General features: G+C 57.8%; 21 protein-coding genes. 10 read left to right on the top strand and 11 right to left on the bottom strand.

What is annotated here, in order from left to right; all coding sequences use genetic code 11:
* Positions 1-6: 6 nt before the first annotated feature.
* The 3 genes from ABTV22_RS04070 to kdgD all read right to left on the bottom strand — a co-directional run bounded on the left by ABTV22_RS04070 (position 7) and on the right by kdgD (position 3,949).
* Positions 7-1,371 carry an MFS transporter gene (locus ABTV22_RS04070; RefSeq protein WP_433738672.1) on the bottom strand — a complete coding sequence of 455 codons (1,365 nt, stop codon included), beginning with the start codon at positions 1,369-1,371 and terminating at the stop codon, positions 7-9.
* 151 nt (positions 1,372-1,522) lie between these two features.
* Positions 1,523-2,962 (bottom strand): aldehyde dehydrogenase family protein, encoded by a 1,440-nt coding sequence (locus ABTV22_RS04065; protein WP_433738671.1) that lies wholly within the window; start codon positions 2,960-2,962, stop codon positions 1,523-1,525.
* 75 nt (positions 2,963-3,037) lie between these two features.
* Positions 3,038-3,949: a 5-dehydro-4-deoxyglucarate dehydratase gene (gene kdgD / locus ABTV22_RS04060; RefSeq protein ID WP_433738670.1), complete on the bottom strand. Its 912-nt coding sequence runs from the start codon at positions 3,947-3,949 to the stop codon at positions 3,038-3,040.
* A gap of 543 nt (positions 3,950-4,492) precedes the next feature.
* Between kdgD and ABTV22_RS04055 the strand changes: the two genes are divergently transcribed.
* Positions 4,493-4,882: a hypothetical protein gene (locus tag ABTV22_RS04055; protein WP_433738669.1), complete on the top strand. Its 390-nt coding sequence runs from the start codon at positions 4,493-4,495 to the stop codon at positions 4,880-4,882.
* Between the two features lie 105 nt (positions 4,883-4,987).
* On the opposite strand, the gene ABTV22_RS04050 is transcribed toward ABTV22_RS04055, so the two are convergent.
* The 4 genes from ABTV22_RS04050 to ABTV22_RS04035 all read right to left on the bottom strand — a co-directional run bounded on the left by ABTV22_RS04050 (position 4,988) and on the right by ABTV22_RS04035 (position 9,553).
* A complete protein-coding gene (locus ABTV22_RS04050; RefSeq protein WP_433738668.1) occupies positions 4,988-5,737 on the bottom strand; it encodes a FadR/GntR family transcriptional regulator in 750 nt (249 codons plus the stop codon).
* Positions 5,738-5,912: 175 nt separating this feature from the next.
* Entirely contained in the window at positions 5,913-7,640 is a 1,728-nt protein-coding gene (locus ABTV22_RS04045; protein ID WP_433738667.1) for an ABC transporter ATP-binding protein/permease, read from the bottom strand.
* A 97-nt stretch (positions 7,641-7,737) separates the two neighbouring features.
* Complete coding sequence (locus ABTV22_RS04040) at positions 7,738-8,298, bottom strand: response regulator transcription factor (RefSeq protein ID WP_433738666.1); 561 nt, start codon at positions 8,296-8,298, stop codon at positions 7,738-7,740.
* Positions 8,291-9,553, bottom strand: coding sequence for an ATP-binding protein (locus ABTV22_RS04035; RefSeq protein ID WP_433738665.1), 1,263 nt, complete (start codon positions 9,551-9,553; stop codon positions 8,291-8,293). Before ABTV22_RS04035 ends, ABTV22_RS04040 begins: the two co-directional genes overlap by 8 nt.
* 376 nt (positions 9,554-9,929) lie before the next feature.
* On the opposite strand from ABTV22_RS04035, the gene ABTV22_RS04030 reads away from it, so the two are divergent.
* The 9 genes from ABTV22_RS04030 (at position 9,930) to ABTV22_RS03990 (ending at position 21,908) form a co-directional block, all read left to right on the top strand.
* Positions 9,930-10,649, top strand: a complete 720-nt coding sequence (locus ABTV22_RS04030; RefSeq protein WP_433738664.1) for an SIMPL domain-containing protein — start codon at positions 9,930-9,932, stop codon at positions 10,647-10,649.
* A gap of 470 nt (positions 10,650-11,119) precedes the next feature.
* Entirely contained in the window at positions 11,120-12,745 is a 1,626-nt protein-coding gene (locus tag ABTV22_RS04025) for an ABC transporter substrate-binding protein (protein ID WP_433738663.1), read from the top strand.
* Positions 12,746-13,051: 306 nt separating this feature from the next.
* Complete coding sequence (locus ABTV22_RS04020; protein WP_433738662.1) at positions 13,052-14,653, top strand: ABC transporter substrate-binding protein; 1,602 nt, start codon at positions 13,052-13,054, stop codon at positions 14,651-14,653.
* 177 nt (positions 14,654-14,830) lie between these two features.
* A complete protein-coding gene (locus tag ABTV22_RS04015; protein ID WP_433738661.1) occupies positions 14,831-16,264 on the top strand; it encodes an OprD family porin in 1,434 nt (477 codons plus the stop codon).
* Between the two features lie 79 nt (positions 16,265-16,343).
* Positions 16,344-17,939, top strand: a complete 1,596-nt coding sequence (locus tag ABTV22_RS04010) for an ABC transporter substrate-binding protein (protein ID WP_433738660.1) — start codon at positions 16,344-16,346, stop codon at positions 17,937-17,939.
* Positions 17,940-18,012: 73 nt separating this feature from the next.
* On the top strand, positions 18,013-19,023 hold the full coding sequence (locus tag ABTV22_RS04005; protein WP_433738659.1) for an ABC transporter permease subunit: 1,011 nt from the start codon (positions 18,013-18,015) through the stop codon (positions 19,021-19,023).
* Positions 19,024-19,034: 11 nt separating this feature from the next.
* Positions 19,035-19,961 carry an ABC transporter permease subunit gene (locus ABTV22_RS04000; RefSeq protein WP_433738658.1) on the top strand — a complete coding sequence of 309 codons (927 nt, stop codon included), beginning with the start codon at positions 19,035-19,037 and terminating at the stop codon, positions 19,959-19,961.
* Positions 19,962-19,971: 10 nt separating this feature from the next.
* Positions 19,972-20,940, top strand: coding sequence for an ABC transporter ATP-binding protein (locus ABTV22_RS03995; RefSeq protein ID WP_060542945.1), 969 nt, complete (start codon positions 19,972-19,974; stop codon positions 20,938-20,940).
* Positions 20,940-21,908 (top strand): peptide ABC transporter ATP-binding protein, encoded by a 969-nt coding sequence (locus tag ABTV22_RS03990; RefSeq protein WP_433738657.1) that lies wholly within the window; start codon positions 20,940-20,942, stop codon positions 21,906-21,908. The genes ABTV22_RS03995 and ABTV22_RS03990 overlap by 1 nt, the downstream gene beginning before the upstream one ends.
* 183 nt (positions 21,909-22,091) lie before the next feature.
* Here the strand turns inward: ABTV22_RS03990 and ABTV22_RS03985 are convergent, their stop codons facing one another.
* From ABTV22_RS03985 to ABTV22_RS03970, 4 genes are all read right to left on the bottom strand, one after another.
* Positions 22,092-22,349, bottom strand: a complete 258-nt coding sequence (locus tag ABTV22_RS03985; RefSeq protein ID WP_433738656.1) for a hypothetical protein — start codon at positions 22,347-22,349, stop codon at positions 22,092-22,094.
* 144 nt (positions 22,350-22,493) lie between these two features.
* Entirely contained in the window at positions 22,494-23,729 is a 1,236-nt protein-coding gene (locus tag ABTV22_RS03980) for an MFS transporter (RefSeq protein ID WP_433738655.1), read from the bottom strand.
* Positions 23,722-24,774: a hypothetical protein gene (locus ABTV22_RS03975; RefSeq protein ID WP_433738654.1), complete on the bottom strand. Its 1,053-nt coding sequence runs from the start codon at positions 24,772-24,774 to the stop codon at positions 23,722-23,724. The genes ABTV22_RS03980 and ABTV22_RS03975 overlap by 8 nt, the downstream gene beginning before the upstream one ends.
* On the bottom strand, positions 24,771-26,156 hold the full coding sequence (locus tag ABTV22_RS03970) for a DUF6002 family protein (protein WP_433738653.1): 1,386 nt from the start codon (positions 26,154-26,156) through the stop codon (positions 24,771-24,773). Before ABTV22_RS03970 ends, ABTV22_RS03975 begins: the two co-directional genes overlap by 4 nt.
* Positions 26,157-26,199: the final 43 nt, after the last annotated feature.

Here is a 26,199-nt window from a genome sequence, read left to right as displayed (position 1 = left end):
CGCTCCTCAGGAATGCGCTTGAGACAATTTGTTGTTGGTTTCAGGACCGCTGACCGGTGGTTCTTTGAGCACCACACGTTTGATCGGACCTACGATGACCAGATAGCTGAACACCGCGACCAGTGCGTTGCAACCGACAAACACCAGCGCCCATTTGAACGAGCCAGTGGAGCTGATGATGTAGCCGATGACGATCGGTGTCGTGATCGATGCCAGGTTGCCGAAGGTGTTGAACAGGCCACCGCTCAGACCGGCGATCTGTTTCGGCGAAGTGTCGGACACCACCGCCCAGCCCAATGCGCCCACGCCTTTGCCGAAGAAAGCCAGGGCCATGAAGCCGACGACCATCCATTCAACGTCCACGTAGTTGCAGGCCACGATGCTGCTGGACACCAGCAGGCCGGCGATGATCGGCGCCTTGCGGGCGAAGGTCAGGGAATGGCCCTTGCGCAGCAGGTAGTCGGAAATCACCCCGCCGAGCACACCGCCGATGAAGCCGCAGATCGCTGGCAACGAAGCAATGAAGCCGGCCTTGAGGATGGTCATGCCGCGCTCCTGCACCAGGTACACCGGGAACCAGGTCAGGAAGAAGTAGGTGATGCCGTTGATGCAGTACTGGCCCAGGTATACGCCGAGCATCATGCGGTTGGTCAGCAACTGGCGGATGTAGTCCCATTTCGGACCGTCGGTTTTTTTGCCTTGCTTGTGGTCCATGTCGACCATGCCGCCGTTTTCGGCGATGAACTTCACTTCCGCTTCGTTGGCCAGCGGATGTTGGCGCGGACTGTGGATAACTTTCAGCCAGACCAGCGAGAAGACGATGCCGAAGATACCCATGACGATGAACACGTGTTCCCAGCCAAAGGTGAACACGATCCAGCCCATCAGCGGTGCGAACAACACGGTGGCAAAGTATTGCGCCGAGTTGAAGATCGCCGAGGCCGTGCCGCGTTCAGCGGTGGGGAACCACGCCGCCACGATGCGGGCGTTGCCGGGGAACGACGGTGCTTCGGCCAGGCCGACCAAAAAGCGCAACATGAACAGCGCCACCACGGCGGTGGACATGCCGAACTCACCGACGAAGCCTTGCAGCACGGTGAACAGCGACCAGGTGAAAATGCTCAGCGCATAGATTTTTTTCGAGCCGAAACGGTCCAGCAACCAGCCACCGGGAATTTGCCCGGCCACGTAGGCCCAACCGAATGCGGAGAAGATGTAACCGAGAGTGACCGCGTCGATACCGAGATCTTTTTGCAGGCTGGAGCCAGCGATGGCGATGGTCGCCCGGTCGGCGTAGTTGATCGTGGTCACCAGAAACAGCATGAGCAGGATCAAATAGCGGACGTGAGTCGGCTTTTGGGTCGATTGCATGTAGATGTACTCCCACTGATTATTTTTATGCGGGGTGAATCTTTTGTTCCTTTTTTGTAGGAGCCGGCTTGCTGGCGATCCAGGCACCTCGGTGTGTCATTTACACCGCGTTGATGCGATCGCCAGCAAGCCGGCTCCTACGGGGGTAGCGTCAGGAACCGATGTAGCTGGTTTTCACTACGGTGTAGAACTCTTGCGCATAGCGACCTTGCTCACGTGATCCATAGGATGAACCTTTACGCCCACCGAACGGAACGTGGTAATCCACGCCGGCGGTCGGCAGGTTGACCATCACCATCCCGGCCTGGGAGTGGCGCTTGAAGTGATTGGCGTACTTCAGGGACGTGGTGGCAATACCTGCCGACAACCCGAACTCAGTGTCATTGGCCATGGCCAGTGCGGCGTCGTAATCGGCAACACGGACAATGTTGGCCACCGGGCCGAAGATCTCTTCGCGGCTGATGCGCATCGACGCTTCGCTGTCGGCAAACAGCGTTGGCGCAAGGAAATAACCTTCGGTGTCACAGGTCACCAGACCACCGCCACTGACCAGGCGAGCACCTTCGGACTGACCGATGTCGATGTACTTCATGTCCTGTTCAAGCTGAGCCTGGGAAACCACCGGACCGATATCGGTACCCGCTTTCAACGCGTGGCCGACTTTGATCGACTTCATGCGCTCGGCCATGGCTTCGACGAACTTGTCGTGAATACCGGCGGTGACAATCAGGCGGCTGGACGCTGTGCAACGCTGGCCGGTGGAGTAGAACGCGCTCTGTACCGACAACTCGACCGCTTGCTTGAGGTCGGCGTCGTCGAGAATGATCTGCGGGTTCTTGCCGCCCATTTCCAGCTGGACCTTGGCTTGACGCGATACGCAGCTGACGGCGATCTGACGACCCACACCGACGGAGCCGGTGAAGCTGATACCGTCGACTTTCGGGCTGTGTACCAGCGCATCGCCGACTACGCGACCGCTGCCCATCACCAGGTTGAACACACCAGCCGGGAAGCCGGCGCGGGAAATGATTTCAGCCAGGGCCCAAGCGCAACCTGGCACCAGATCCGCCGGTTTGAGCACTACGCAGTTGCCGTAGGCCAGGGCCGGGGCGATTTTCCACGACGGAATGGCAATCGGGAAGTTCCACGGTGTGATCAGGCCAACCACACCCAGGGCTTCACGGGTGACTTCGACGTTGACGCCCGGACGGACCGACGGCACGTAGTCGCCGGATAGACGCAGGCATTCACCGGCGAAGAACTTGAAGATGTTACCGGCACGGGTCACTTCGCCAATGGCTTCGGGCAGGGTCTTGCCCTCTTCTCGGGCCAGCAGGGTGCCGAGTTCTTCGCGGCGGGCGAGGATTTCGGTGCCGACTTTATCCAGCGAATCATGACGCGCCTGGATGCCGGACGTGGACCAGCTCGGGAATGCGGCACGGGCGGCGTCGATGGCGGCATTGACCTGGGCCAGGTCAGCCTTGGCGTAGTCGCCGATGTTGTCGCTCAATTCAGATGGGTTGATGTTGGCCGAGTAATCGGCACCGGCGACCCATTCGCCATTGATGTAGTTGTCGTAGCGCTTTGTCACGGGACGGCCCTCGAAACTAAGAAATCTCACGCAAAAGGCCGCTGAATACTCAGCGGCCTCGTTTAATCGGGTGTGTTACTGCGCACCCTGCTTGTCGATCAGCGCGGCAAGCATTTCGTACTCTTCGCCGGTCAGGTCGGTCAGTGGTGCACGGACAGGGCCTGCGTCGTAGCCGGCAATTTTTGCCCCGGCCTTGACGATGCTCACGGCATAGCCGGCCTTGCGGTTACGGATGTCCAGGTACGGCAGGAAGAAGTCGTCGATGATCTTGGCCACAGTGGCGTGATCTTCGCGGGCAATGGCGTGGTAGAAGTCCATCGCGGTTTTCGGAATGAAGTTGAACACCGCCGAGGAGTAGACCGGTACGCCCAGCGCCTTGTAGGCCGCTGCGTAGACTTCGGCGGTCGGCAGACCACCCAGGTAGCTGAAACGATCACCGAGGCGGCGACGGATCGACACCATCAATTCGATATCGCCCAGGCCATCCTTGTAGCCGATCAGGTTCGGGCAGCGCTCGGCCAGACGTTCCAGCAGCGGCGCATTCAGGCGGCAGACGTTACGGTTGTAAACCACGACGCCGATGTTGACCGATTTGCACACGGCTTCAACGTGGGCGGCAACGCCGTCCTGGCTGGCTTCGGTCAGGTAGTGCGGCAGCAGCAACAGGCCTTTGGCACCCAGGCGCTCGGCTTCTTGAGCATATTCGATGGCCTGGCGAGTCGAACCGCCGACACCGGCCAGAATCGGCACGCTGGTGGCGCAGGTGTCTACGGCCGTCTTGATGATTTCCGAATATTCGCTGGCTGCCAGCGAGAAGAACTCACCGGTGCCGCCTGCGGCGAACAGTGCCGAGGCGCCGTACGGGGCCAGCCACTCCAGACGCTTGATGTAGCCAGCGCGGTTGAAATCGCCCTGGGCATTGAAATCGGTGACCGGGAAAGACAGCAGACCGGCAGAAAGGATGGACTTCAGTTCTTGTGGATTCATTATTCGAACACCCTGCGTAGCGACGTTTGTGTGAGAAGACCGTTCAGCCTGCGCTGAAGTTGTAGGTCATCGTACAACTTAAAATACAACCGTCAACTGCATTTCATCGTCGTGGGTGAAAATTGTTCGACTGGGTGGAGTGATCGCCCTGATTTAGGGGGGTTTTCAGGGCGGGGGGATTAGGCAAGGTGACGCGACCAACGGATTGAAAGAGATACGTTGTCGGAAGATTCGGAGTGAGAACCCAGAAGATTGCGCAATGGCTCATGACCCCTTCGCGAGCAGGCTCGCTCCCACAATGGATCACCTGCGGACACAGATTATGTGAACGACCGCAATCAACTGTGGGAGCGAGCCTGCTCGCGAAGAGGGCCTGACAGGTAATGGACCACTCAATCCAACATCTTTGAGCAGGCCGATTCCGCTTGTCGGAACTGTTATTTTTAACAGTTTCCGACACTGCACCCTCAGTGGATAAGTATTCGCAAGCTAAGGGCCGGCTTCTGTCGTATTCCTCATGGCCTGCTAATAGGAGCTTTTATCATGGCCAATCCAGCGCCGACGCTGAATATCCCCACCACCGGCTCTCCTGTGCAAGCGCAGATAGATACTTCCACATTCAGCGGGTCGTTGTTGCTCACCATCCCTGATCACGCAACATTGCCTGCGGAAGGAAGGGTCTATGCAATTCTGGGTGATCCGGAGGATCCCGAATTGACCGGAGCCGAGGTCGCCGCAGGCAGGTATGTGCCACCCAAGCCACCGGCAGAGCCGGACGAGGGCGAATTTAAACAGGACAAGAACCTGATGGTCGAGATTTCCAACGCACAACTGCAAAAGTTTACCGGCCGAACAGTGGAGTTGCGCTACCAGGGAATGGGAGAGTCTAGCCTGGCCTATGACTCGGACCCTGTATTACTGACAATCAAGTGAGCCAGCACACTGCTCGCACCCCGGGGCTACCCGCCCCGTGTCTGCGCGTGGTGAAAGCAGCGAAGATTCGTCGGAAATGATCGCCGTCAAAATCATCGCTTGGTCTCAGCCCCGCTGCGCCTCAGCCTCTTCATGGGCATGACGCAACCGCTCACGGCTGTTGGTCAGGTGCAGGCGCATCGCGGCACGGGCGGCATCGGAATCCTGGCGGGCGATGGCCTCGTAGATTTCCTCGTGCTCGCGGCTCAGGCGATTCATGTAGTGCTGCTGATCGTCATGGGCCAGGCGCGCGGAGTTCAGGCGGGTACGCGGGATGATGCTGGTACCCAGGTGGGTCATGATGTCGGTGAAATAGCGGTTGCCTGTGGCCAGGGCAATCTGCAAGTGGAACTGGAAGTCCGAAGCCACGGCATCGCTGGCGTGGGCCACACTTTCGTTCAGCGCATCCAGTGCCGCGCGCATCAGGCCAAGCTGCTCGGGGGTACGGCGTTGCGCGGCCAGGCCTGCGGATTCCGTTTCGAGGCTGATGCGCAATTCCAGAACGGCCAACACATCACGCAAGGTGACCACGGTCGCCGGGTCGATGCGGAAACCGCTCGGGCTCGGGGTGTCGAGTACGAAGGTGCCGATGCCGTGACGGGTTTCCACCTGGCCGGCCGCCTGCAATCGGGAAATCGCTTCGCGCACCACTGTGCGGCTGACGCCATGGGCATCCATGATCGCCGACTCGGTGGGCAATTTGTCGCCACGCTTGAGGTGACCGTCGCGGATCTGCTCGGACAGCACCGTCACCAGTTCCTGAGCGAGGCTGCGGCGCTTGCGAGGGAGGCGGGGTGCGTCGTTCGGGTTTTCCATGGTGAACATCTGTCTCGAAAAATTCGGCTGAAACCGCATCATAGCTCAACGCGGTTGTACGATCACCACCACCCCTTGTAGGAGCTGCCGCAGGCTGCGATCTTTTGATTTTGCTTTTTAAAGACAAGATCAAAAGATCGCAGCCTGCGGCAGCTCCTACAAGGGGTGGTGGTGTTTAGGCGGTCACGGTCTGGTCCACCAGATGGCCATTGTCGATACGCACATGCCGCGGGTGGAAACGCTTGAGGCTGCTGCGATGGCCGACGCTGACGATGCTCAACCCAGGCAGTTCATCGATCAGCGCCTGATACAGCGACGCTTCGTCTTCTTCATCCATCGCCGAGGTCGCTTCGTCCATGTACAGCCATTGCGGTGCGTACAGTAGCGCACGGGCGAAGGCCAGGCGCTGCTGCTCACCCGGCGAAAGCATGCGCTGCCAGTGATTGGCTTCATCGAGACGTCCCACCAGATGCGGTAACCGGCAGGTTTCCAAGACATGCACATAGCGCTCGTTCGGATAGGTGTCGCCGGGCTGTGGATAACTCAGCGCTTCGCGCAGGGTGCCAATCGGCAAATAGGGTTTCTGCGGCAGGAACAGATGGCGTGCCGCCGGCATGCGGATGCTGCCATGCCCCGTCGGCCACAAGTGCCCCATCGCCCGCAGCAGGGTCGACTTGCCACTGCCGGAACGGCCGCTGAGCATGACGCGCTCGCCCTCCTCCACCGTCATATCGGCATTGGTCAGCAAATGACGGCCGTCAGCGAGGTCGAGACCAAGGTTATGCACTTTCAATGCATCCCCATGACTCTGCACATCAATGGCCGGTGCGCGATCTTCGTTGTCAGCCATGGCCTGGCGGAAACTCAACAGACGATCACAGGTGGCGCGCCACGAGGCAAGGCTCTGGTACGCACTGATGAACCAACTGAAGCTTTCCTGCACGTTGCCAAACGCCGAGCTGATCTGCATCAGTTCACCGAGTTCGATCTTGCCGGACAAGTAACGCGGCGACGCGACGATGAACGGAAAGATGATGGCGGCCTGGCTGTAACCGGCGGTGAAGAACGTCAGGCGCTTGGAGACTTTCATGATGTCCCAGAAGTTGTGCCAGACCATCCCGAAGCGGCTGCTCAGGCGACGATTTTCATTCGGCTCGCCGTTATACAACGCGATGCTTTCGGCATTTTCACGAATCCGCACCATGGAAAAACGCAGGTCGGCTTCGAAGCGTTGTTGTTGGTTGTTCAGGCCGATCAAGCGACGACCGATCAAATGCGTCAGCCAACTGCCCACCACGGCATACACCAGCACGCACCAGAACATGTAGCCGGGAATGGTAAAACCCCACACTTCGATACTGCCCGACACGCCCCACAGGATGATCGAGAACGACACCAGGCTGACAATGTTGCGAAGCAAGCCAATGCCCAGCTCCAGCGTGTTGGAGGTGAAGTTGTTGAGGTCTTCGGAAATCCGCTGGTCCGGGTTATCGGTGTAGCCGCCCTGCTCCAGCCGGTAGTAATTTTTGTCATCGAGCCAGCGGGAAAAATACTGTTCGGTGAGCCATGCTCGCCAGCGGATCGTCAGCATCTGCGTCAGGTACAGCCGGTACACCGCCCCGACAATCGCCACGGCGGCGATCACGCAGAAATACAGAATCAGCTGCCAGAACGCCGCCTCGTCCTTCTTTTGCAGGGCGTTATAAAAGTCCTTGTACCAGGTGTTAAACCACACCGAGATACCGACGCTGATGAGCGAAAGCGCGATCACGGCAATCAGCAACGTCCAGGCCTTGCCCTTTTCTTCGCTGCGCCAGTAAGGCGTGGTCATCGCCCAGATTTTTCGGAAAAACTGCCCGCGCACAGCATCGTTGACCGCGGAATATTCAGCGTTCTGATTCATGGAAAAGGCTCGATAAAGAAAAAGGCACGCACGAACCGATCATAGATGATCGGTTCGATTTGTCGCGAGGAGCGGCCCGCATTCGTTCAGCGCAGGTTCAGCGGCGAACGGGGCGTTTCTGCAGTTTGCGCTGCAGCGTGCGGCGGTGCATGCCCAGGGCGCGGGCAGTAGCGGAAATGTTGCCTTCGTGCTCGGTCAACACGCGCTGAATGTGCTCCCACTGCAAGCGGTCCACGGACATCGGGTTTTCCGGCACCAGGCTGTCGAGGTCAGCGTGTTCGGACAGCAACGCAGCCAGCACATCGTCGGCATCGGCCGGTTTGCACAGGTAGTTGCAGGCACCGCGCTTGATCGCTTCCACGGCGGTGGCAATGCTAGAGTAACCGGTGAGGATCACCACGCGCATTTCCGGGTCCATTTCCAGCAATTTGGGCAGCAGCACCAGGCCCGAATCGCCGTCCATTTTCAGGTCCAGCGCGGCATAGTCCGGCAAATCAGCCTGGGCCAGCACCAGCCCTTCTTCGGCGGAGCTGGCGGTGCTGACACGAAAGCCGCGCCGAGCCATGGCGCGGGCCATCACCCGAGTAAAGGTCGCATCGTCGTCGACCAGCAGCAAATGCGGCAGTTCTTCGCCTTCAACCTGGATTTCGTCACTCATGTTGGTCTCCTCGGGCGCCGTGAGGCAGGCGCAGCTCGGTGAGCGTGCCGCCTTCCTCATGACTATAGAGTTTCACTGAGCCGCCGGCGCGTGTCACGCTGGCCTTGCTCAAAAACAGGCCCAGGCCGAAGCCTTTGCCCTTGGTGGTAAAAAACGGCTTGCCGATCTGTTCGGCAATGGCCAGCGGCACGCCAGCGCCGTGGTCGCGGATGCTGATGGTCAAATCTTCGGCATTCCAGTCCAGGGTGACTTGCAGCCCTTCAGGGCAGGCATCGGCGGCGTTGTTCAATAGGTTCAGCAAGGCCTGGGTCAGGTCCGGCGGCGGCGCCATGCGCGGCACTGTGCCCTGGCCCAGGCGCTGGAATCGATAACTGGCTTCCGGGCGCATCAAGTGCCAGCGGTTAAGTGCCTCATCGAGCCAATCGGTGACGTCCTGCATTTCCACCGCCAGACGGCGATTGGCCTCGGCGGCGCGCACCAGCTGCTGCAAGGTTTCCTTGCAGAGTTTGACCTGGTCCTGCAGCACACTCAGGTCATCCTGCAACATCGGGTCGTGGTGGTCCTGGCGCATCTCCTTGAGCAGCACGCTCATGGTCGCCAGTGGCGTACCCAATTCATGAGCGGCACCGGCAGCCTGGGTGGCGACGGCCAGCAATTGCTGATCGCGCAGGCCTTCTTCGCGGCGAATGGCACGCAGTTCTTCCTGACGACGCAACTCTTCAGCCATGCGCGCGGCAAAGAACGTGATCACTGCCGCGGCGAGGGCAAAACTCAACCACATCCCGTAGACCTGAAGGTTTTCCCGGGCAATCGGGAAGGTTTGCAATGGGTAGAAGCGCGCCAGCAGCAGCGTGTACATCGTCAGCGCAATGCCCGACAGGATCACCGAATAGCGCCACGGCAAGGTCACGGCGGCAATGGTCAGCGGCACGAGATAATAGGAAACGAACGGGTTGGTCGAACCACCGGAGAAATACAGCAAGGCACTGTGGATAAACAGGTCGCAAGCCAATTGCACGGCGTATTCAAGCTCGGTCACCGGCCACGATGTGCGCAGGCGAATCGCTGTGAACGCGCACAGCAGCATCGAGCAACCGAGGGTCGCGGCCAGTTGGAACCAGGGTAGCGGCAGCAGTTCGAGCCAGTAGGCCAGGCCCACGGAACCGGCCTGGGCAGCCAGTACCAACGTACGGATGAAGGTCAGCCGCCAGAGGTTCTGGCGAGTGGCGGAGGTGATTTGAACGGGGGCGAGCATGAGCTCTCCTGATGAGCGCTCCAGGCGGATCGCAGGGAGTATAACCAAGCGTGGGGGCTGACAGGCAAAAGTGCGGCAAACCGCCACACGTGTAGATGGCTTGCAGGCCTTTGTGGCGAGGGGATTTATCCCCGTTGGGTGGCGAAGCCGCCCCAAAATCAGTGACCTCGTATTCAAGGTTATGCAAAAGACTGCAGGCGACTGCTCCGCAGCCGAACGGGGATAAATCCCCTCGCCACAGAAACCCCCTCGCCACAGGGTTAATTGCCATACATCTGTATAGAAGTTGTAACTGTGCGAACCGGATCATTGAAGCTAGAGTCTGATGGTTTCAAGCAGGCCCGGACCACGCCTGCGCACCATTTAAGGAGCCTTCATGCACACATTCCGCCGCAGCGCCGCCCTTCTCGCCCTGAGTGTCGGCACGATCGCCAGCCTTCCGGCCATGGCTGCCGACGAGCTTCATTACAACCAGATTTCCCTGCGTGCCGAAGTCAGCCAGGAAGTGGCGCGCGACCTGATGATCGTGACCCTCTACACCGAAGAGCAAAACACCGACCCGGCCAAACTCGCCGCCGACGTCAGCACCACCATGAACAAGGCGTTGGCCCAGGCCAAGCAGGTCAAGGACATCACCCTGCGCCAGGGCAGCCGCAACAGCTACCCGATCTATGATGCCAAGGGCCAGAAAATCACTGGCTGGCGTGAGCGCGCCGAATTGCGCCTGGAAAGCACGGATTTCGCCGCACTGTCGAAATTGACCGGCGAACTGCTCACCGACCTGAAGATGGGCGGCATGGACTTCGCCATTGCCACGCCAACGCGCAAGGCCAGTGAGGACGCCCTGCTCAAGGAAGCCGTGACAGCCTTCAAGGCCCGCGCCCAACTGGCGACCGATGCCCTGGGCGGCAAGGGCTACAAGATCGTCAACCTGAACTTCAACACTAATGGCTACCCGCAACCGTACATGCGCGCACCGATGATGATGAAAGCCGCCAGCATGGATGGTGCCGCACCAGTAACACCCGAGGTTGAAGCCGGGACCAGCCAAGTGAGCATGACGGCTGACGGTTCGATTGAAGTGTTGATGCCTTGAGTCAGTAACCCGCAGGCAAAAAAAAGGCGATCACCTCCCGGTGATCGCCTTTTTTTCTGCAAACAGCATCTATGCTCAATGTCGGGACGGGAAGGCAACCTGACAAAAACGACATCAGTTGCACTTGGTACAACCAACTACCAAAGCGCAATTGCGGAGCAACAATAACCAATCCCATTCAACCCCACAGGACCGGGTTTAAATAGGTAACACCCTCGCCCCGCCCACGGGCAACCCAAAGCCTGAACGCACCAAAAAAGTGCGCGAAATGCACTGCAAAAACGCCTCGCAAACGGTTAAATGCGTCAAAAATTACACATATGCGACATTAAGGTACGTTCGTGCCACCGTTTAAGGCTTATAAACGCATCGCATCTTGCATTGGGTATGGCCCCTGCATAAGTATCCGCAGGCACGACTCACGAGGTCGTCCTCAAAATCAAAAAATGACAACAAATCATGAGGCCACCATGCTCAAACACGCGGTCATTCCGTTTTTAGTTGGCGCCAGCCTGTTGGCTAGTGCACCGTTCGCTCAAGCTGCGACTAACCTGGTGTTCTGCTCCGAAGGGAGCCCGGCCGGTTTCGATCCGGGTCAATACACCACCGGAACCGACTTCGACGCCTCTGCAGAAACCATGTTCAACCGTCTGACTCAGTTCGAGCGTGGCGGCACCGCCGTTATTCCTGGCCTGGCGACCAGCTGGGACGTCTCCGCTGACGGCCTGACTTACACCTTCCACCTGCGCGAAGGCGTCAAGTTCCACACCACCCCGTATTTCAAGCCGACTCGTGAGTTCAACGCCGACGACGTGCTGTTCACCTTTAATCGCATGATTAACAAGGATGACCCGTTCCGTAAGGCGTACCCGACCGAATTCCCGTACTTCACCGACATGGGGATGGACACCAACATCACCAAGGTCGAGAAAGTCGACGACAAGACTGTCAAGTTCACCCTCAAGGACGTTGATGCCGCGTTCATCCAGAACCTGGCCATGAGTTTCGCCTCGATCCAGTCCGGCGAGTACGCTGCCCAGCTGCTCAAGGAAGGCAAGGCTGCCGACATCAACCAGAAGCCGGTCGGCACTGGTCCGTTCGTGTTCAAGAGCTACCAGAAAGACTCCAACATCCGCTACACCGGGAACAAGGACTACTGGAAGCCTGAAGACGTCAAGATCGACAACCTGATCTTCGCCATCACCACCGACCCTTCGGTGCGTATCCAGAAGCTCAAGAAAGGCGAGTGCCAGATCACTCTGTTCCCGCGCCCGGCCGACCTGAAGGCGCTGAAGGAAGACAAGACCCTGAAAGTGCCTGACCAGGCTGGCTTCAACCTGGGTTACATCGCCTACAACGTGATGCCCAAGCTCAAGGGTCAAACTGCTCCAAACCCGCTGGCCGACCTGAAAGTGCGTCAAGCGCTGGATATGGCAGTCAACAAGCCACAGATCATCGAATCGGTTTATCAGGGCGCCGGCCAGCTGGCCGTCAACGCCATGCCGCCGACCCAGTGGTCCTACGACACCACCATCAAAGATGCCAAGTACGACCCTGAGAAAGCCAAAGAGCTGCTCAAGGAAGCTGGCGTTAAAGAAGGCACCGAGATCGTTCTGTGGGCCATGCCTGTACAGCGTCCATACAACCCGAATGCCAAGTTGATGGCTGAGATGTTGCAGTCCGACTGGAAGAAGATCGGCCTGAACGTCAAGATCCAGAGCTACGAATGGGGCGAATACATCAAGCGCGCCAAAGGTGGCGAACAGCAAGGCATGCTGATTGGCTGGAGCGGTGACAATGGTGACCCCGATAACTGGCTGAACGTGCTGTTCGGTTGCGATTCGCTCGATGGCAACAACTTCTCCAAGTGGTGCGACAAGAAGTTTGACGACCTCGTCAAGCAAGCCAAGCGCACTTCGGACCAGGCCAAGCGCACCGAGCTGTACAAAGAGGCGCAACACGTCCTCAAAGATGCTGTTCCCTACACACCTATCGCTCACTCGACGGTGTTCCAACCCATGCGTGCCGAAGTACAGGACTTCAAGATCAGCCCATTTGGCTTGAACTCCTTCTACGGCGTCAGCGTCAGCAAGTAAGGTTTGGTAACGGCGACGTTTCTGACGTCGCCGTTACTCTATCTACCGAGAAAGCAGGAAATCACCTACATCCAAATCGTCTGCTGCCTACAGCAGTACGCTAGGACGCGTTGACTTTTCCCACAAGTCTTTCGGACTTTTCGCATTTACTGCCGGGCCTACGGTTCATACCGTCGGGACCTGACCAGTTCATGCGTGGGTCATCGGTTACTTTTGCTGTACGTCATGGCTGGAAACCAATGAAGCCTCCACGTCCCCGGACGGGACGAAGGCTCATTGCCAATACACTGAACAAGAGGGAGCGTCATGCGCCATACCTTGGTTTTATCCGCCTTGCTGGGCACCGGCCTGTTGGCTGCCACTTCCATGAGCCAGGCCGCCAATAACAGCCTGGTGTTCTGCTCCGAAGGCAGTCCCGCCGGTTTCGATACGGCGCAGTACACCACTGCGACCGACAACGATGCCGCCGAGCCGCTGTACAACCGCCTGGCAGAGTTTGAAAAAGGCTCGACCAATGTCGTACCGGGCCTGGCGACCAGTTGGGATATTTCCGAGGACGGCCTCAAGTACACCTTTCACCTGCGCCCTGGGGTGAAGTTTCACACGACCAAGTACTTCACTCCGACCCGCGACTTCAATGCCGATGACGTGCTGTTCACGTTCAATCGCATGCTCGACCCGCAACAACCTTTCCGTAAGGCTTACCCGACCGAATTCCCGTACTTCAACGGCATGAGCCTGAACAAGAACATCGCCAAGGTCGAAAAGACCGGGCCGCTGACCGTGGTCATGACGCTCAACAGCGTGGACGCCGCGTTCATCCAGAACATTGCCATGAGCTTTGCCGCAATCCTCTCCGCCGAGTACGCCGACAAGCTGCTGGCTGAAGGCAAGCCGAGCGACATCAACCAGAAACCGATCGGCACCGGGCCGTTCGTGTTCAAGAGTTACCAGAAAGACTCCAACATCCGTTACACCGGCAACAAGCACTACTGGGACCCGAGCCGCGTGAAGCTCGACAACCTGATTTTCGCCATCAACACCGACGCCTCGGTGCGCGTGCAGAAACTCAAGGCCAACGAGTGCCAGATCACCCTGCATCCGCGTCCGGCCGACGTGACCGCACTGAAGAACGATCCGAAACTGCAACTGATCGAGAAGCCCGGTTTCAACCTGGGCTACATCGCCTACAACGTGCGTCACAAGCCTTTCGACCAACTCGAAGTGCGCCAGGCACTGGACATGGCGGTGAACAAGCAAAGCATTCTCAACGCCGTTTACCAGGGCGCGGGGCAACTGGCGGTCAACGCCATGCCGCCAACTCAGTGGTCCTACGACGAGACGATCAAGGACGCCGCCTACAACCCGGAAAAAGCCAAGGAACTGCTCAAGGCAGCCGGCGTGAAGGAAGGCACCGAAATCACCCTGTGGGCCATGCCCGTCCAGCGTCCGTACAACCCTAACGCCAAGTTGATGGCCGAAATGCTCCAGGCGGATTGGGCGAAGATCGGCCTCAAGGTCAAGATCGTCAGCTACGAGTGGGGCGAGTACATCAAGCGCACCAAGAACGGCGAGCATGACATCAGCCTGATCGGTTGGACCGGTGACAACGGTGACCCGGACAACTGGCTCGGCACGCTGTACAGCTGCGATGCCATCGGCGGCAACAACTACTCCATGTGGTGCGATCCGGCTTACGACAAGCTGATCAAGCAGGCCAAGGTCGTGACCGACCGCGAGCAACGCACCGAGCTCTACAAACAGGCGCAGCAGTACCTCAAGCAGCAGGTACCGATCACGCCAGTCGCCCACTCGACGGTCAACCAGCCGTTGAGCGCCAAAGTCGAAGGGTTCAAGGTCAGCCCGTTCGGTCGCAACGTGTTCTCGGGTGTCAGCATCGAAAAATAATAAAACCGTGTAGCTAAAACGCTGGGGGTGCAATGCACCCTCACGCAAGCGTATTGCCGTTATTCGCCAATTTGGCACACAGCAAACGTTTGCAGAGCGTGAAATGAGTTCCAAAGCGAATAGCCGGATCACCCAAAAAGACCGGCATAACAATAAAGAAAGTAAGGAGCTTCACCCATGAAACTGAGCAGCACCGCAATGTTGGCTGTGGCCATCAGCAGTATCACCGCCACGGCTTACGCCGAAACCCAAAGCCAGGCATTCACCCCGGTGACCGTGAATGAAAAGAGCGCCCAAGCTGAAGCCACCGGCTTCCTCGAGGGCCAGTCGATCAGCGGCACGACCCGTAACTGGTATGCCAATGAACAACTCCAGCGCGGCGGTAAATTCGCCTACAAGAAAGACGGCGTATCGACCCCGACTGACCGTCGTATCAACTGGGTTCAGGGCACCATCGTCAAGTACAACTCGGGCTTCACCGAAGGCGCTGTTGGATTCAGCACTGAAGTGGCGGCCTACAACGCCATTGCCCTGGACCGTGACCGCAAGGACCTGGCCTCCAACAACGGTGGCGCACCGGGCACTCGTCCTGGCGCAGGCAACAACCGTACGCTGACCGAAGAAGGCGGCGATGCTGTTGGTCAGTGGAGCAAACTGGGCCTGGCCAACGTCAAGGCCCGCGTTTCAAACACCACCCTGACCGCCGGCCGCATGAACTTCAGCAGCCCGATGGTCGATGTCATCGGTAACCGTGCACTGCCATCGAGCTTCCAGGGTGTGGCGATCCACAGCGAAGAGCTGAACAACCTGCAGTTCGACCTGGCCACGTTCGACCGCAACTCACCGCGTACCGAAGAAAGCCAGCGCAAATTCCGCACCGAATACGCCAACGGCATCGTCGAAACCGACCACGTCTACACCGGCGGTATCACCTACAACCCGCTCGCCAGCCTGACCACCAGCCTCTGGGCGACCCAGGCTGAAGACATCTGGAACCAGTACTACTTCGGCGCCTCTCACGTACTGGGCGATAGCCAGGTACTGAGCCTGACCACCGGCCTGAACTACTACAAAACCAAGGAAACCGGTAAGGCCCTGATCGGCGACATCGACAACGACACGTACTCGCTGTCGCTGGGCCTGACCCACCAGGCTCACAGCCTGACCTTCTCGTACCAGGAAGTGAACGGTAACGAGTACTTCGACTACCTGCACGAAACCAACGGCATCTACCTGGCCAACTCCCTGCTGTCGGACTTCAACGGCCCGAACGAAAAATCGTTCCAGGTGGCCTACGGTCTGAACATGGCTGAATACGGCGTGCCTGGCCTGAAGTTCAACATCTACCAGGCGCGTGGCTGGGGCATCGACGGCACCCACTACACCGGCAACGGCGGCGTGGTTGGCAAGGGTTACGACGGCATCCAGAGTCAGGATGGCGAAACCCATTATGAATATGGCATCGGCGCAACCTACGCCGTGCAGAGTGGCCCGCTCAAGGCCACCACGATCCGCGGCACCTACACCGCTCACCGTGCCAGCGAAAACCAGGCTGACGGCAGCATCAACGAGTTCCGTCTCGTGACCACTGTTCCGTTCAACATTCTGTAATGCACCGGTCGAACGACTGGCTCAACGATGAGCCGGCCGTTCGGCTTTTGTCCTTCAAACCGATTGCAGAGGGTTCTTGATGAAAATGCTTCCCCTACGTGCGGCCATCGCGGCCGCCTTGCTGAGTGTCGCGGTGGGTGTATCGGCCAAACCCCTGGTGGTTTGCACCGAAGCCAGCCCCGAAGGCTTCGACATGGTCCAGTACACGACTGCCGTCACCGCCGACGCGGTGGCCGAAACCATCTTCAATCGGCTGGCGGACTTCAAGCCCGGCACCACTGAGGTGATTCCGGCCCTGGCCGAATCCTGGGACATCAGCGACGACGGCCTGACCTACACGTTCCATCTTCGCAAGGGCGTCAAGTTTCACACCACCGAATACTTCAAGCCAACGCGCGACATGAATGCCGATGACGTGGTCTGGAGCTTCCAGCGCCAGCTGGACCCGAACCATCCATGGCACAAACTCTCGAGCGTGGGCTTCCCGTACTTTGAAAGCATGGGCTTCAAGGAACTGCTGAAAAACGTCGAGAAAGTTGACGACAACACGGTCAAGTTCACCCTGACTCGCCAGGAAGCGCCCTTCCTTGCCGACATCGCCATGGCGTTCTCCTCGATCTACTCCGCCGAGTACGCCGACCAGTTGCTCAAGGCCAACAAGACCGGCGACTTGAACAACAAACCGGTCGGCACCGGTCCATTCGTCTTCCAGCGTTACAACAAGGACGCCCAGGTTCGCTTCAAGGCCAACCCGGACTACTTCCGCGGCAAGCCACCGGCCGATTCGCTGATCCTGGCCATCGCCACCGACAACAACGTGCGCCTGCAAAAGCTCAAGGCCAACGAGTGCCAGGTCGCGCTGTACCCCAAACCGGATGACATCCCGAGCATCAAGAAAGACCAGAAGCTGAAGGTCGATGAGCTCAATGCCATGACCGTTTCGTACATCGCCATGAACACCCAACACAAGTACATGAGCGACGTACGCGTGCGCAAAGCTATCGACATCGCCTTCGACAAAGAGGCTTATGTCAACGCACTGTTCGGTAAGGGCAATGCCACCGTGGGCGTCAACCCGTTCCCGGACACCCTGCTGGGCTTCAACCACAGCCTGAAAAACCCGCCACGGGACCTGGACAAGGCCCGCGCCCTGCTCAAGGAAGCCGGCGTACCGGAAGGCACCACGTTCACCCTGTTCACCCGTAACGGTGGCGGCCCGACCAACCCGAACCCGATGCTCGGCGCGCAGATGATGCAGGCCGACCTGGCCAAGGTCGGTATCAAGATCGACATCCGCGTGATGGAATGGGGCGAAATGCTCAAGCGCGCTAAAAACGGCGAGCACGATATGGTGTCCGCCGGATGGGCGGGCGATAACGGCGACCCGGACAACTTCCTAACACCTATGCTCAGTTGCGAAGCCGCCAAGAACGGCGAAAACTACGCACGCTGGTGCAATGATAAATTCCAGGCCCTGATCGATCAGGCCCGGGAGAAAACCGACCCGGCCGAACGTGCAGCACTCTACGAACAGGCTCAGGTTATCTTTAACCAGGACCAGCCATGGATCAGCATGGCGCACACTAGAATGTTTACCGCAATGCGCAACAACGTAGAGGGCTACCAAATTAGTCCGCTCACAACAAATAACTTCGCCACCACCCAGGTGAAGTAGATAAGAAACTCCCGGTGTGCCTGACCCCAGGCACGCCGGGCACGCCTAACCGGCTGATGAGGTACACCACACGATGTTTAGTTTTATTGCCCGCCGACTGGGGTTACTGATCCCCACGTTCTTCGGCATCACCTTGCTGACTTTCGCGTTGATTCGCATGATCCCCGGCGACCCCGTGGAAGTGATGATGGGTGAACGTCGGGTCGACCCCGAGATGCATGCTCAGGCAATGGAACGCCTAGGTCTGAACAAGCCCCTGTATGCCCAGTACCTGGATTACATCGGGAAACTGGCCCACGGCGACCTGGGGGAATCCCTGCGTACCCGTGAAAGCGTCTGGACCGAGTTCACGTCCCTTTTCCCCGCGACCCTGGAACTGTCCATGGCCGCCCTGCTGTTCGCCGGCATCCTGGGCCTTCTGGCCGGGGTGATCGCGGCACTCAAGCGAGGGTCCCTGTTCGACCATGGGGTCATGGGTGTCTCCTTGGCGGGATACTCGATGCCGATCTTCTGGTGGGGCCTGATCCTGATCATGTTCTTCTCGGTGTCCCTGGGCTGGACCCCGGTGTCCGGGCGGATCGACCTGCTGTATGACATCGAGCCGCGCACCGGTTTCATGCTGATCGATACGCTGCTGGCCGATGACGTCAGCGCCTTCCTCGACGCCTTGCATCACCTGATCCTGCCGGCCATCGTGCTCGGCACCATCCCGCTGGCGGTGATCGCACGGATGACCCGTTCGTCGATGCTAGAAGTGCTGCGCGAGGACTACATCCGTACCGCCAAGGCCAAGGGCCTGTCGCCATCGCGCGTGGTCTTCGTGCACGGCCTGCGTAACGCGCTGATCCCGGTACTGACCGTGGTCGGCCTGCAAGTCGGCACCCTGCTGGCCGGTGCGGTCCTGACCGAAACCATCTTCTCCTGGCCGGGCATCGGCAAATGGCTGATCGAAGCCATCGGCGCCCGTGACTACCCCGTTGTGCAAAACGGCATCCTGTTAATCGCCTGCCTGGTGATTCTGGTCAACTTCGTAGTGGACATCCTCTACGGCTTTGCCAACCCACGCATCCGTCATCAGCGCTGAGGTCAATACCCATGAGCACTCCAACATCCTCAGTAGCCACCGCCGCCACCGCCGTGGATCAAAGCCTGCTGTATCCGTCGCCGTACAAGGAATTCTGGCAAGCCTTTGCCAAGAACAAAGGGGCCGTCGCCGGCCTGCTGTTCATGCTGCTGGTGATTTTCTGCGCGATCTTCGCGCCGTGGGTCGCCCCTCATGATCCGAGCGAACAGTACCGTGACTTCCTGCTGACCCCGCCAGCCTGGCTGGAAGGTGGGCAGATGCAGTTCCTGCTGGGTACCGATGAACTGGGTCGCGACCTGCTGTCGCGCCTGATCCAAGGTTCGCGCCTGTCGCTGCTGATCGGCTTGTCGTCGGTGGTGATGTCGCTGATTCCCGGCATCCTGCTGGGTCTGTTCGCCGGGTTCTTCCCGCGCGTGGTCGGCCCGACCATCATGCGTTTGATGGACATCATGCTGGCCCTGCCCTCCCTGCTGCTGGCCGTGGCGATCGTCGCCATCCTCGGCCCAGGTCTGATCAATACCGTGATCGCCATCGCCGTGGTGTCCTTGCCGTCCTACGTTCGTCTGACCCGCGCTGCGGTGATGGGCGAGCTGAACCGCGACTACGTGACCGCCGCACGCCTGGCCGGTGCCGGCCTGCCACGCCTGATGTTCGTGACCGTGCTGCCCAACTGCATGGCGCCCCTGATCGTTCAGGCGACGTTGAGCTTCTCCTCAGCGATTCTCGATGCCGCCGCCCTGGGCTTCCTCGGTCTTGGCGTACAACCGCCAACCCCTGAGTGGGGCACCATGCTGGCCTCGGCCCGCGACTACATCGAACGCGCCTGGTGGGTCGTCAGCCTGCCTGGTTTGACCATTTTGCTCAGCGTGCTGGCAATCAACTTGATGGGCGACGGCCTGCGCGACGCGCTGGATCCGAAACTCAAGAACGCCGCCTGAGGAGATTCCCATGTCACTGCTAGAAATCAAGAATCTCAATGTTCGCTTCGGCGACAAGAACGCTACACCCGTGGTCGACGGCCTCGACCTGAAGGTAGACAAGGGCGAAGTCCTGGCCATCGTTGGCGAATCCGGTTCCGGCAAGTCCGTAACCATGATGGCGCTGATGGGCCTGATCGAGCACCCGGGGATCGTCACTGCCGACTCGCTCAGCTTTGACGGCAAGGACATGCTCAAGCTCAGCAATCGCCAGCGTCGGCAGATCGTCGGTAAAGACCTGTCCATGGTCTTCCAGGATCCGATGACCGCGCTGAACCCAAGCTACACCGTCGGTTTCCAGATCGAAGAAGTGCTGCGCCTGCACCTGAAAATGTCCGGCAAGGCCGCCCGCAAGCGCGCCATCGAGCTGTTGGAAAAAGTTGAAATCCCGGGCGCGGCCAGCCGTATGGATGCCTACCCGCACCAACTGTCCGGCGGTATGAGCCAGCGTGTCGCGATCGCCATGGCGATTGCCGGCGAGCCGAAACTGCTGATTGCCGACGAGCCGACCACCGCCCTCGACGTAACGATCCAGGCGCAGATCATGGACCTGCTGCTGGCGTTGCAGAAAGAGCAGAACATGGGCCTGGTGCTGATCACCCACGACCTCGCCGTCGTGGCCGAAACCGCCCAGCGCGTGTGCGTGATGTACGCCGGCCAAGCCGTTGAAGTCGGCCAGGTACCGCAACTGTTCGACATCCCGGCGCACCCGTACAGCGAAGCGCTGCTCAAGGCGATTCCGGAACACAGCCTGGGCGCCTCGCGCCTGTCGACCCTGCCGGGCATCGTGCCGGGCCGTTACGACCGTCCACAGGGCTGCCTGCTGTCGCCGCGCTGCCCGTACGTTCAGGACAACTGCCGCGCGCAGCGTCCAACCCTTGACCCGAAAAGCAACAGCCTCGCCCGCTGCTTCTACCCGCTGAACCAGGAGGTGGCGTAATGGCCGTCGTACTTACCGCCCGCGACCTGACCCGTCACTACGAAGTGTCCCGTGGCCTGTTCAAGGGGCATGCCACCGTGCGCGCCCTCAACGGTGTATCGTTCGAACTGGAAGCCGGCAAGACCCTCGCCGTCGTAGGTGAATCGGGCTGCGGCAAATCCACCCTGGCCCGCGCCCTGACCCTGATCGAAGAGCCGTCGTCCGGCTCCTTGAAAATCGCCGGCCAGGAAGTGGCTGGCGCCGACAAGGCCCAGCGCAAGCAACTGCGCAAAGACGTGCAGATGGTGTTCCAGAGCCCGTACGCCTCGCTCAACCCACGGCAAAAAATTGGTGACCAGTTGGCCGAACCGCTGCTGATCAACACCAACCTGTCGGCCGCGGAGCGTCGCGAGAAAGTCCAGGCGATGATGAAGCAGGTGGGCTTGCGTCCTGAGCACTACCAGCGTTACCCGCACATGTTCTCCGGCGGCCAGCGCCAACGGATCGCCCTGGCTCGCGCCATGATGCTGCAACCCAAAGTGCTGGTGGCGGACGAACCGACCTCGGCGCTGGACGTGTCGATCCAGGCGCAGGTGCTGAACCTGTTCATGGACATGCAGCAGGAGTTCAACACCGGTTACGTGTTCATCTCCCACAACCTCGCGGTGGTGCAACATGTGGCCGATGACGTGATGGTGATGTACCTCGGTCGCCCGGTGGAAATCGGTCCGAAGGAGGACATCTACGCCCGTCCCCTGCACCCGTACACCCAGGCACTGCTGTCGGCGACACCGACCATCCACCCGGACCCGTCCAAGCCGAAAATCAAGATCGTCGGTGAGCTGCCCAACCCGCTGAACCCGCCACCGGGCTGCGCCTTCCACAAACGCTGCCCATACGCCACCGAGCGTTGCAGCAGCGAAGTGCCGGCCTTGCGCGCGCTCGATACTCGTCAGGTGGCTTGCCACTACGCCGAGCAGTTCTTGTAAAAGCGCCAAAAAAACTGTGGGAGCGAGCCTGCTCGCGAAGGCGTCATTTCAGCCAACATCATTGCTGACTGACACACCGCTTTCGCGAGCAGGCTCGCTCCCACAGGGATATGTGTTAACCCAACCCCTTCTATTTCGATTGCGCATCAATCGAGGCAGAAGGGGTTTTATTTGGCCTGTGATCTAAGTCTGGCTATCGCCTTCGTCCGAGTCATCGGAGTCCGGCTCGTCGGTGGTCGAATCATCGTCACCTTCGCTTCCACCCTGCCCTTTATCGCCTGGTTCCGAATCGGAGGCGGCAATCATCAACTCACCCTGCCCCGCCTGACCGCTCGACGCCTGAGTATCGTGATTCTCACATTCTGCCCAGGCCATCGACGTCCCGAAGGACAGCATCACCAATACCTTCACCAGCAGTAAAACGCGCAATAACTTGTTCATAGCCGAATCCATCCTTTCTTGAGGGCCTGTCTGGCGCTGAATGAAATTTAGTTCCGATCAGCAAGGTTCTCCAGATAGGACGCTAACGAAGGGACGGAATGCGGTGGTTGTAGAGATTGGATTTGAATAAGAGTTATAACCAGATCAGCTATGGTGCCGTTTCACTTGGCGAAGGGAAGCTGACGATTCGCCTGGGTGTAAGCGTGTTGCCTGGTAAATCAATGGCATCGATAACAATGCCAGGAACGCGCCTGCAATCCAGACACTGTGCCCTCCCAGGTGGCCGTACAGCTGGCCGCCCAATGTCGGTGAAAGAAGCACACTCGTACTCCAGCACATTGAAAAAGCACCAAAATAAAGCCCGCTTCTACCTGCTTGCGCACGCTGCATGACCAGGACGTTCAACGTTGGCATAAACAGGATTTCGCCCAGCGTCCAAATTACGGTCGACAGGCACGCATAAAAAACATCTGTTCCCCAGGGCAACATTCCAAGTCCACAGGCCAGCAAAACGGCGCCCGCCAGTAGTTGCCGGCGCGCTCCCCATGTTTCGCTCAGATGGGATAACGGAATTTGCAGTAAAACCACAAGCACCGCATTGAGGGCAAATAACCATCCCACAACCTCAGGCCCCAGTTGATAGAAATCGAGTAAATAGTTACCCAACATGCTGTAGACCGGTTCGAATGCAAGGCCGAGAAAAACAGAAGCCGCCAGTAACCAAAGAAAGGGCTTGTCGCTAAAAGGAACACCTGAACCTGAAGTAGTGTCGGCAAACTCTTCCGGCGTCAGCACCTTTCGACGGGCAGTCGCCCGGACAAACCAGACCAAGGCCAGCAGCGTCATGGCTGCACTGACGAAAAACACCCATCGAAAATCAGTCTGTGCCAAAAATCCCCCGATCACTCCTGCTACCGCCATACCAAGGTTACTGGCAACACGGCTTAAAGACTGCGTACGGGCACGTTGTGCAACATCGCAATACTCCATGATCAAACGCTGATGCAGCGTACGATTCGCACCATCGAGCGCACCGCTAAACAGCAGCAATCCAGCTAACAAAAACACATTGGTTACCAGACCCAATAAAATCAGGATCCACGCCGATAAAAAAAACAACAAGGTAGAAAGCCGCGCAGTGGAGAAATAATCGCTCAACAGTCCACCGCCCATCGATCCAATCAGTAACCCTGCTCCGTAACCCGATAACAGCCAGCCAACGGTCTCAATTGGCAGTCCCAGCTCCTGACGCAGATACAACGCCATGAACAACTTGACCATGGCGCTCAACCGACTGATGAAGATCAATGCAGCAAGTACCCAAGCCATTTTTGAGAAATAGCCGTCCAACCGAATCAGGTGAGCGAACCGGCTAGTCATGCCATTGATCCAGGTTGTGACTCACTTGGCTGTAAATGCCTTTTGAAGCAAATGGAATATCCAAACGAATCTCGTGATCCGAATCATAAAAATACTGAGCTTGAAGCTGTCTGTCAGAATCCAGACCAATGAAAGGATTGTTAATCAAAAACTGTCGAGCGGCAGCGGAAAGTGTCGGTACTCGAATCAATATTCGCATTAGACCGAACGGGTTCGCGGGAACAATGGCCTGAGCGCCGAAGCGCTTTTTGTATTGGAACGTACCTTTGCTCAAAAATGGCTCACAACCTTGGAAGTCGACACTGTCAATCGACGATTGATTGGAGGCCCACTCCAAGATCGCGTGATAAACAAAATTCTGCGCCCCATTTTCCCGATAAAGTGCTCCACCGTCTTTCACTCCGATCAAGCGTGCATTCAAAGTGCGCGCCGCCCAATCTATCTGGGAAACACTCCCTGCTATCCACTCCTTGTTCAAATGGACGCGAAATAACACTCCCTGCTTGAACAAATCTTGATATGCCGACTGCTCCTGTACGCTTCGAGCAAATGCCCCATAGCGCGCGTTCATTGTCGGAACGTGCATGGAGCGATAAAAAGAAAAAAAGTCTTCATCCTTAGTTGATACATCGAAATTAAAACCCTGTTTTATCGATTGAGTCCTGCGCTTGCTTTCCCGATGGGAGAGTTCCCCCAACACATACTTCCACCCCGCAGACACATCGACTTTCTGGTGAATCCTGCTGAGCCCGACAATATCGCCCGGTTGCTGGAATCGCTGGACGACCGCCGACAGCGCCATCAACAAACTCATGTCGGTTTGATTCTGCTCTAGAAAAACCTCAAGTTGCTCCCATTCCAAAACACCCTCTCGCTCCACGGATGAATGCTCGAAAAAGCATTGATCCACAAAAGGGGCAATGTAGAGCAACCCCTCTGCCACCCCGACATACATAAAGCGAGCCGGACAACCGGCTCTGGAACTCCCACTGTAAATACGAAAATGGCAGAGCGCTTTCTGAGTCATTTGAATATCAGCACTCATGTATTGTTACGGTTACGAAGGGTTTCTATCATCTCTTCAGCACTGCCTATTAATGAAAAACCATCGAGCGGCAGGACTTGATAGTCTCCATGACAATAGGTACCTGATGCATGAATGGTGAAACCATCCACCCCCTCCAGCAACTCTCGATCAATCGCATTCAGGCACCCGGTCATCGCCATCACCAACGACCACTCTTTTAAATCCCGAGGATCGTTGGGCAGTCGAACAGGGGTACTGGCGAGCAAATGAGCGCATTCGCTGTAGCGTTGCATGCATTCATAGAGCGAAACGACAATTCCTGACCCACCACTGGCTCTGACATACTTGGACATTTCCACAGCTGTCGTTGGCTGATGAGTGTAAAAAGTGGGCTCAAGGATCTCTGCGGGACTCCAGGTCTTTGCAGGAAAATGTGCAGATTCCGATTGCGTCCACAGACCGTTCCCCTCCTGAATGTAACGTGGAGTGGAAGCGCCCTCGAAATTTCCGTCCAGCAAGTGCAGAACCATGTCACTGGTAGCTAAGTGTTGAACCAATAAAAATGAAGGAGTGGAAACTTTTTCTCTCTGACGCTTCAATAACTCCACACCAGAGCAATATCCCAGAAGACCATAAGCGCTCGACACCGCATGCACATGTACCGTCTTGCGATCAGTGTCCCAAGCGTCTCCGTACTCGAAGTCGAAAAACGCTCGAGCCTGATCAGAGAATCGGTAGTTCTCAAGTCGCAATGAATGCCACAGCTTCGAATCACCCACTGGCTGGCGATTAAAGAGATCCTTGAACTGCTGTCCTACAATTTTCACAGCCTCCGGCGACTCTGTATCAAGGACGAATACCGGATTAAGATCACGCAGCCGAGGGTCATCGTAAAGCTCAGTCTTTCGCAATTTCCCGATAGTCTGCATAGGCGTCAGCGTGACGATACGCAACTGCTCTGGGTGAACCAATTTGGCTTTCAGTGCACGTAGAACCGCGTCACGTAGTGCAATGGCTTTATTTCCCGATGAAGGGGAAAACAACAGAATGTTTTCACCAGTTTCCTGAATATGCCGGATGGCACGAGCAACGATCAGCGTGGAGGCAAAGGTTTTTGTCGTTTGCGTATTTTCGTTTTGTCTCAGGTCGAATAAGCGCAGCGGCACATTTCGATAGCTACCTATCTCGAAAAGCTGCGCAGTGGCAACGGATAGAAAAGACTGCATACGGGAGTCAAGTTCAGGCAATCTCATAGATGGTTCGAAAGCCGCGTCGCTGGTACTTATCTCAAATTCGGAAGAACTGCTGACGATCAGATCGTAATAACGCTCGATAAGAGAAACAGGCGTTTCAGGTCGCTTTGTTGCCAACGCTCCGATATCAATTTTCATCGCATCCATTTTTCATATGCTCCTGATCGAGGTAATTCGCTTTTTGCAAAAT

It is taken from the genome of Pseudomonas putida, assembly GCF_050990305.1.
GTDB classification, from domain to species: domain Bacteria; phylum Pseudomonadota; class Gammaproteobacteria; order Pseudomonadales; family Pseudomonadaceae; genus Aquipseudomonas; species Aquipseudomonas putida_AH.
Note: the sequence above shows the minus strand (reverse complement) of the source record. Positions and strands in the feature narration are given on the sequence as shown.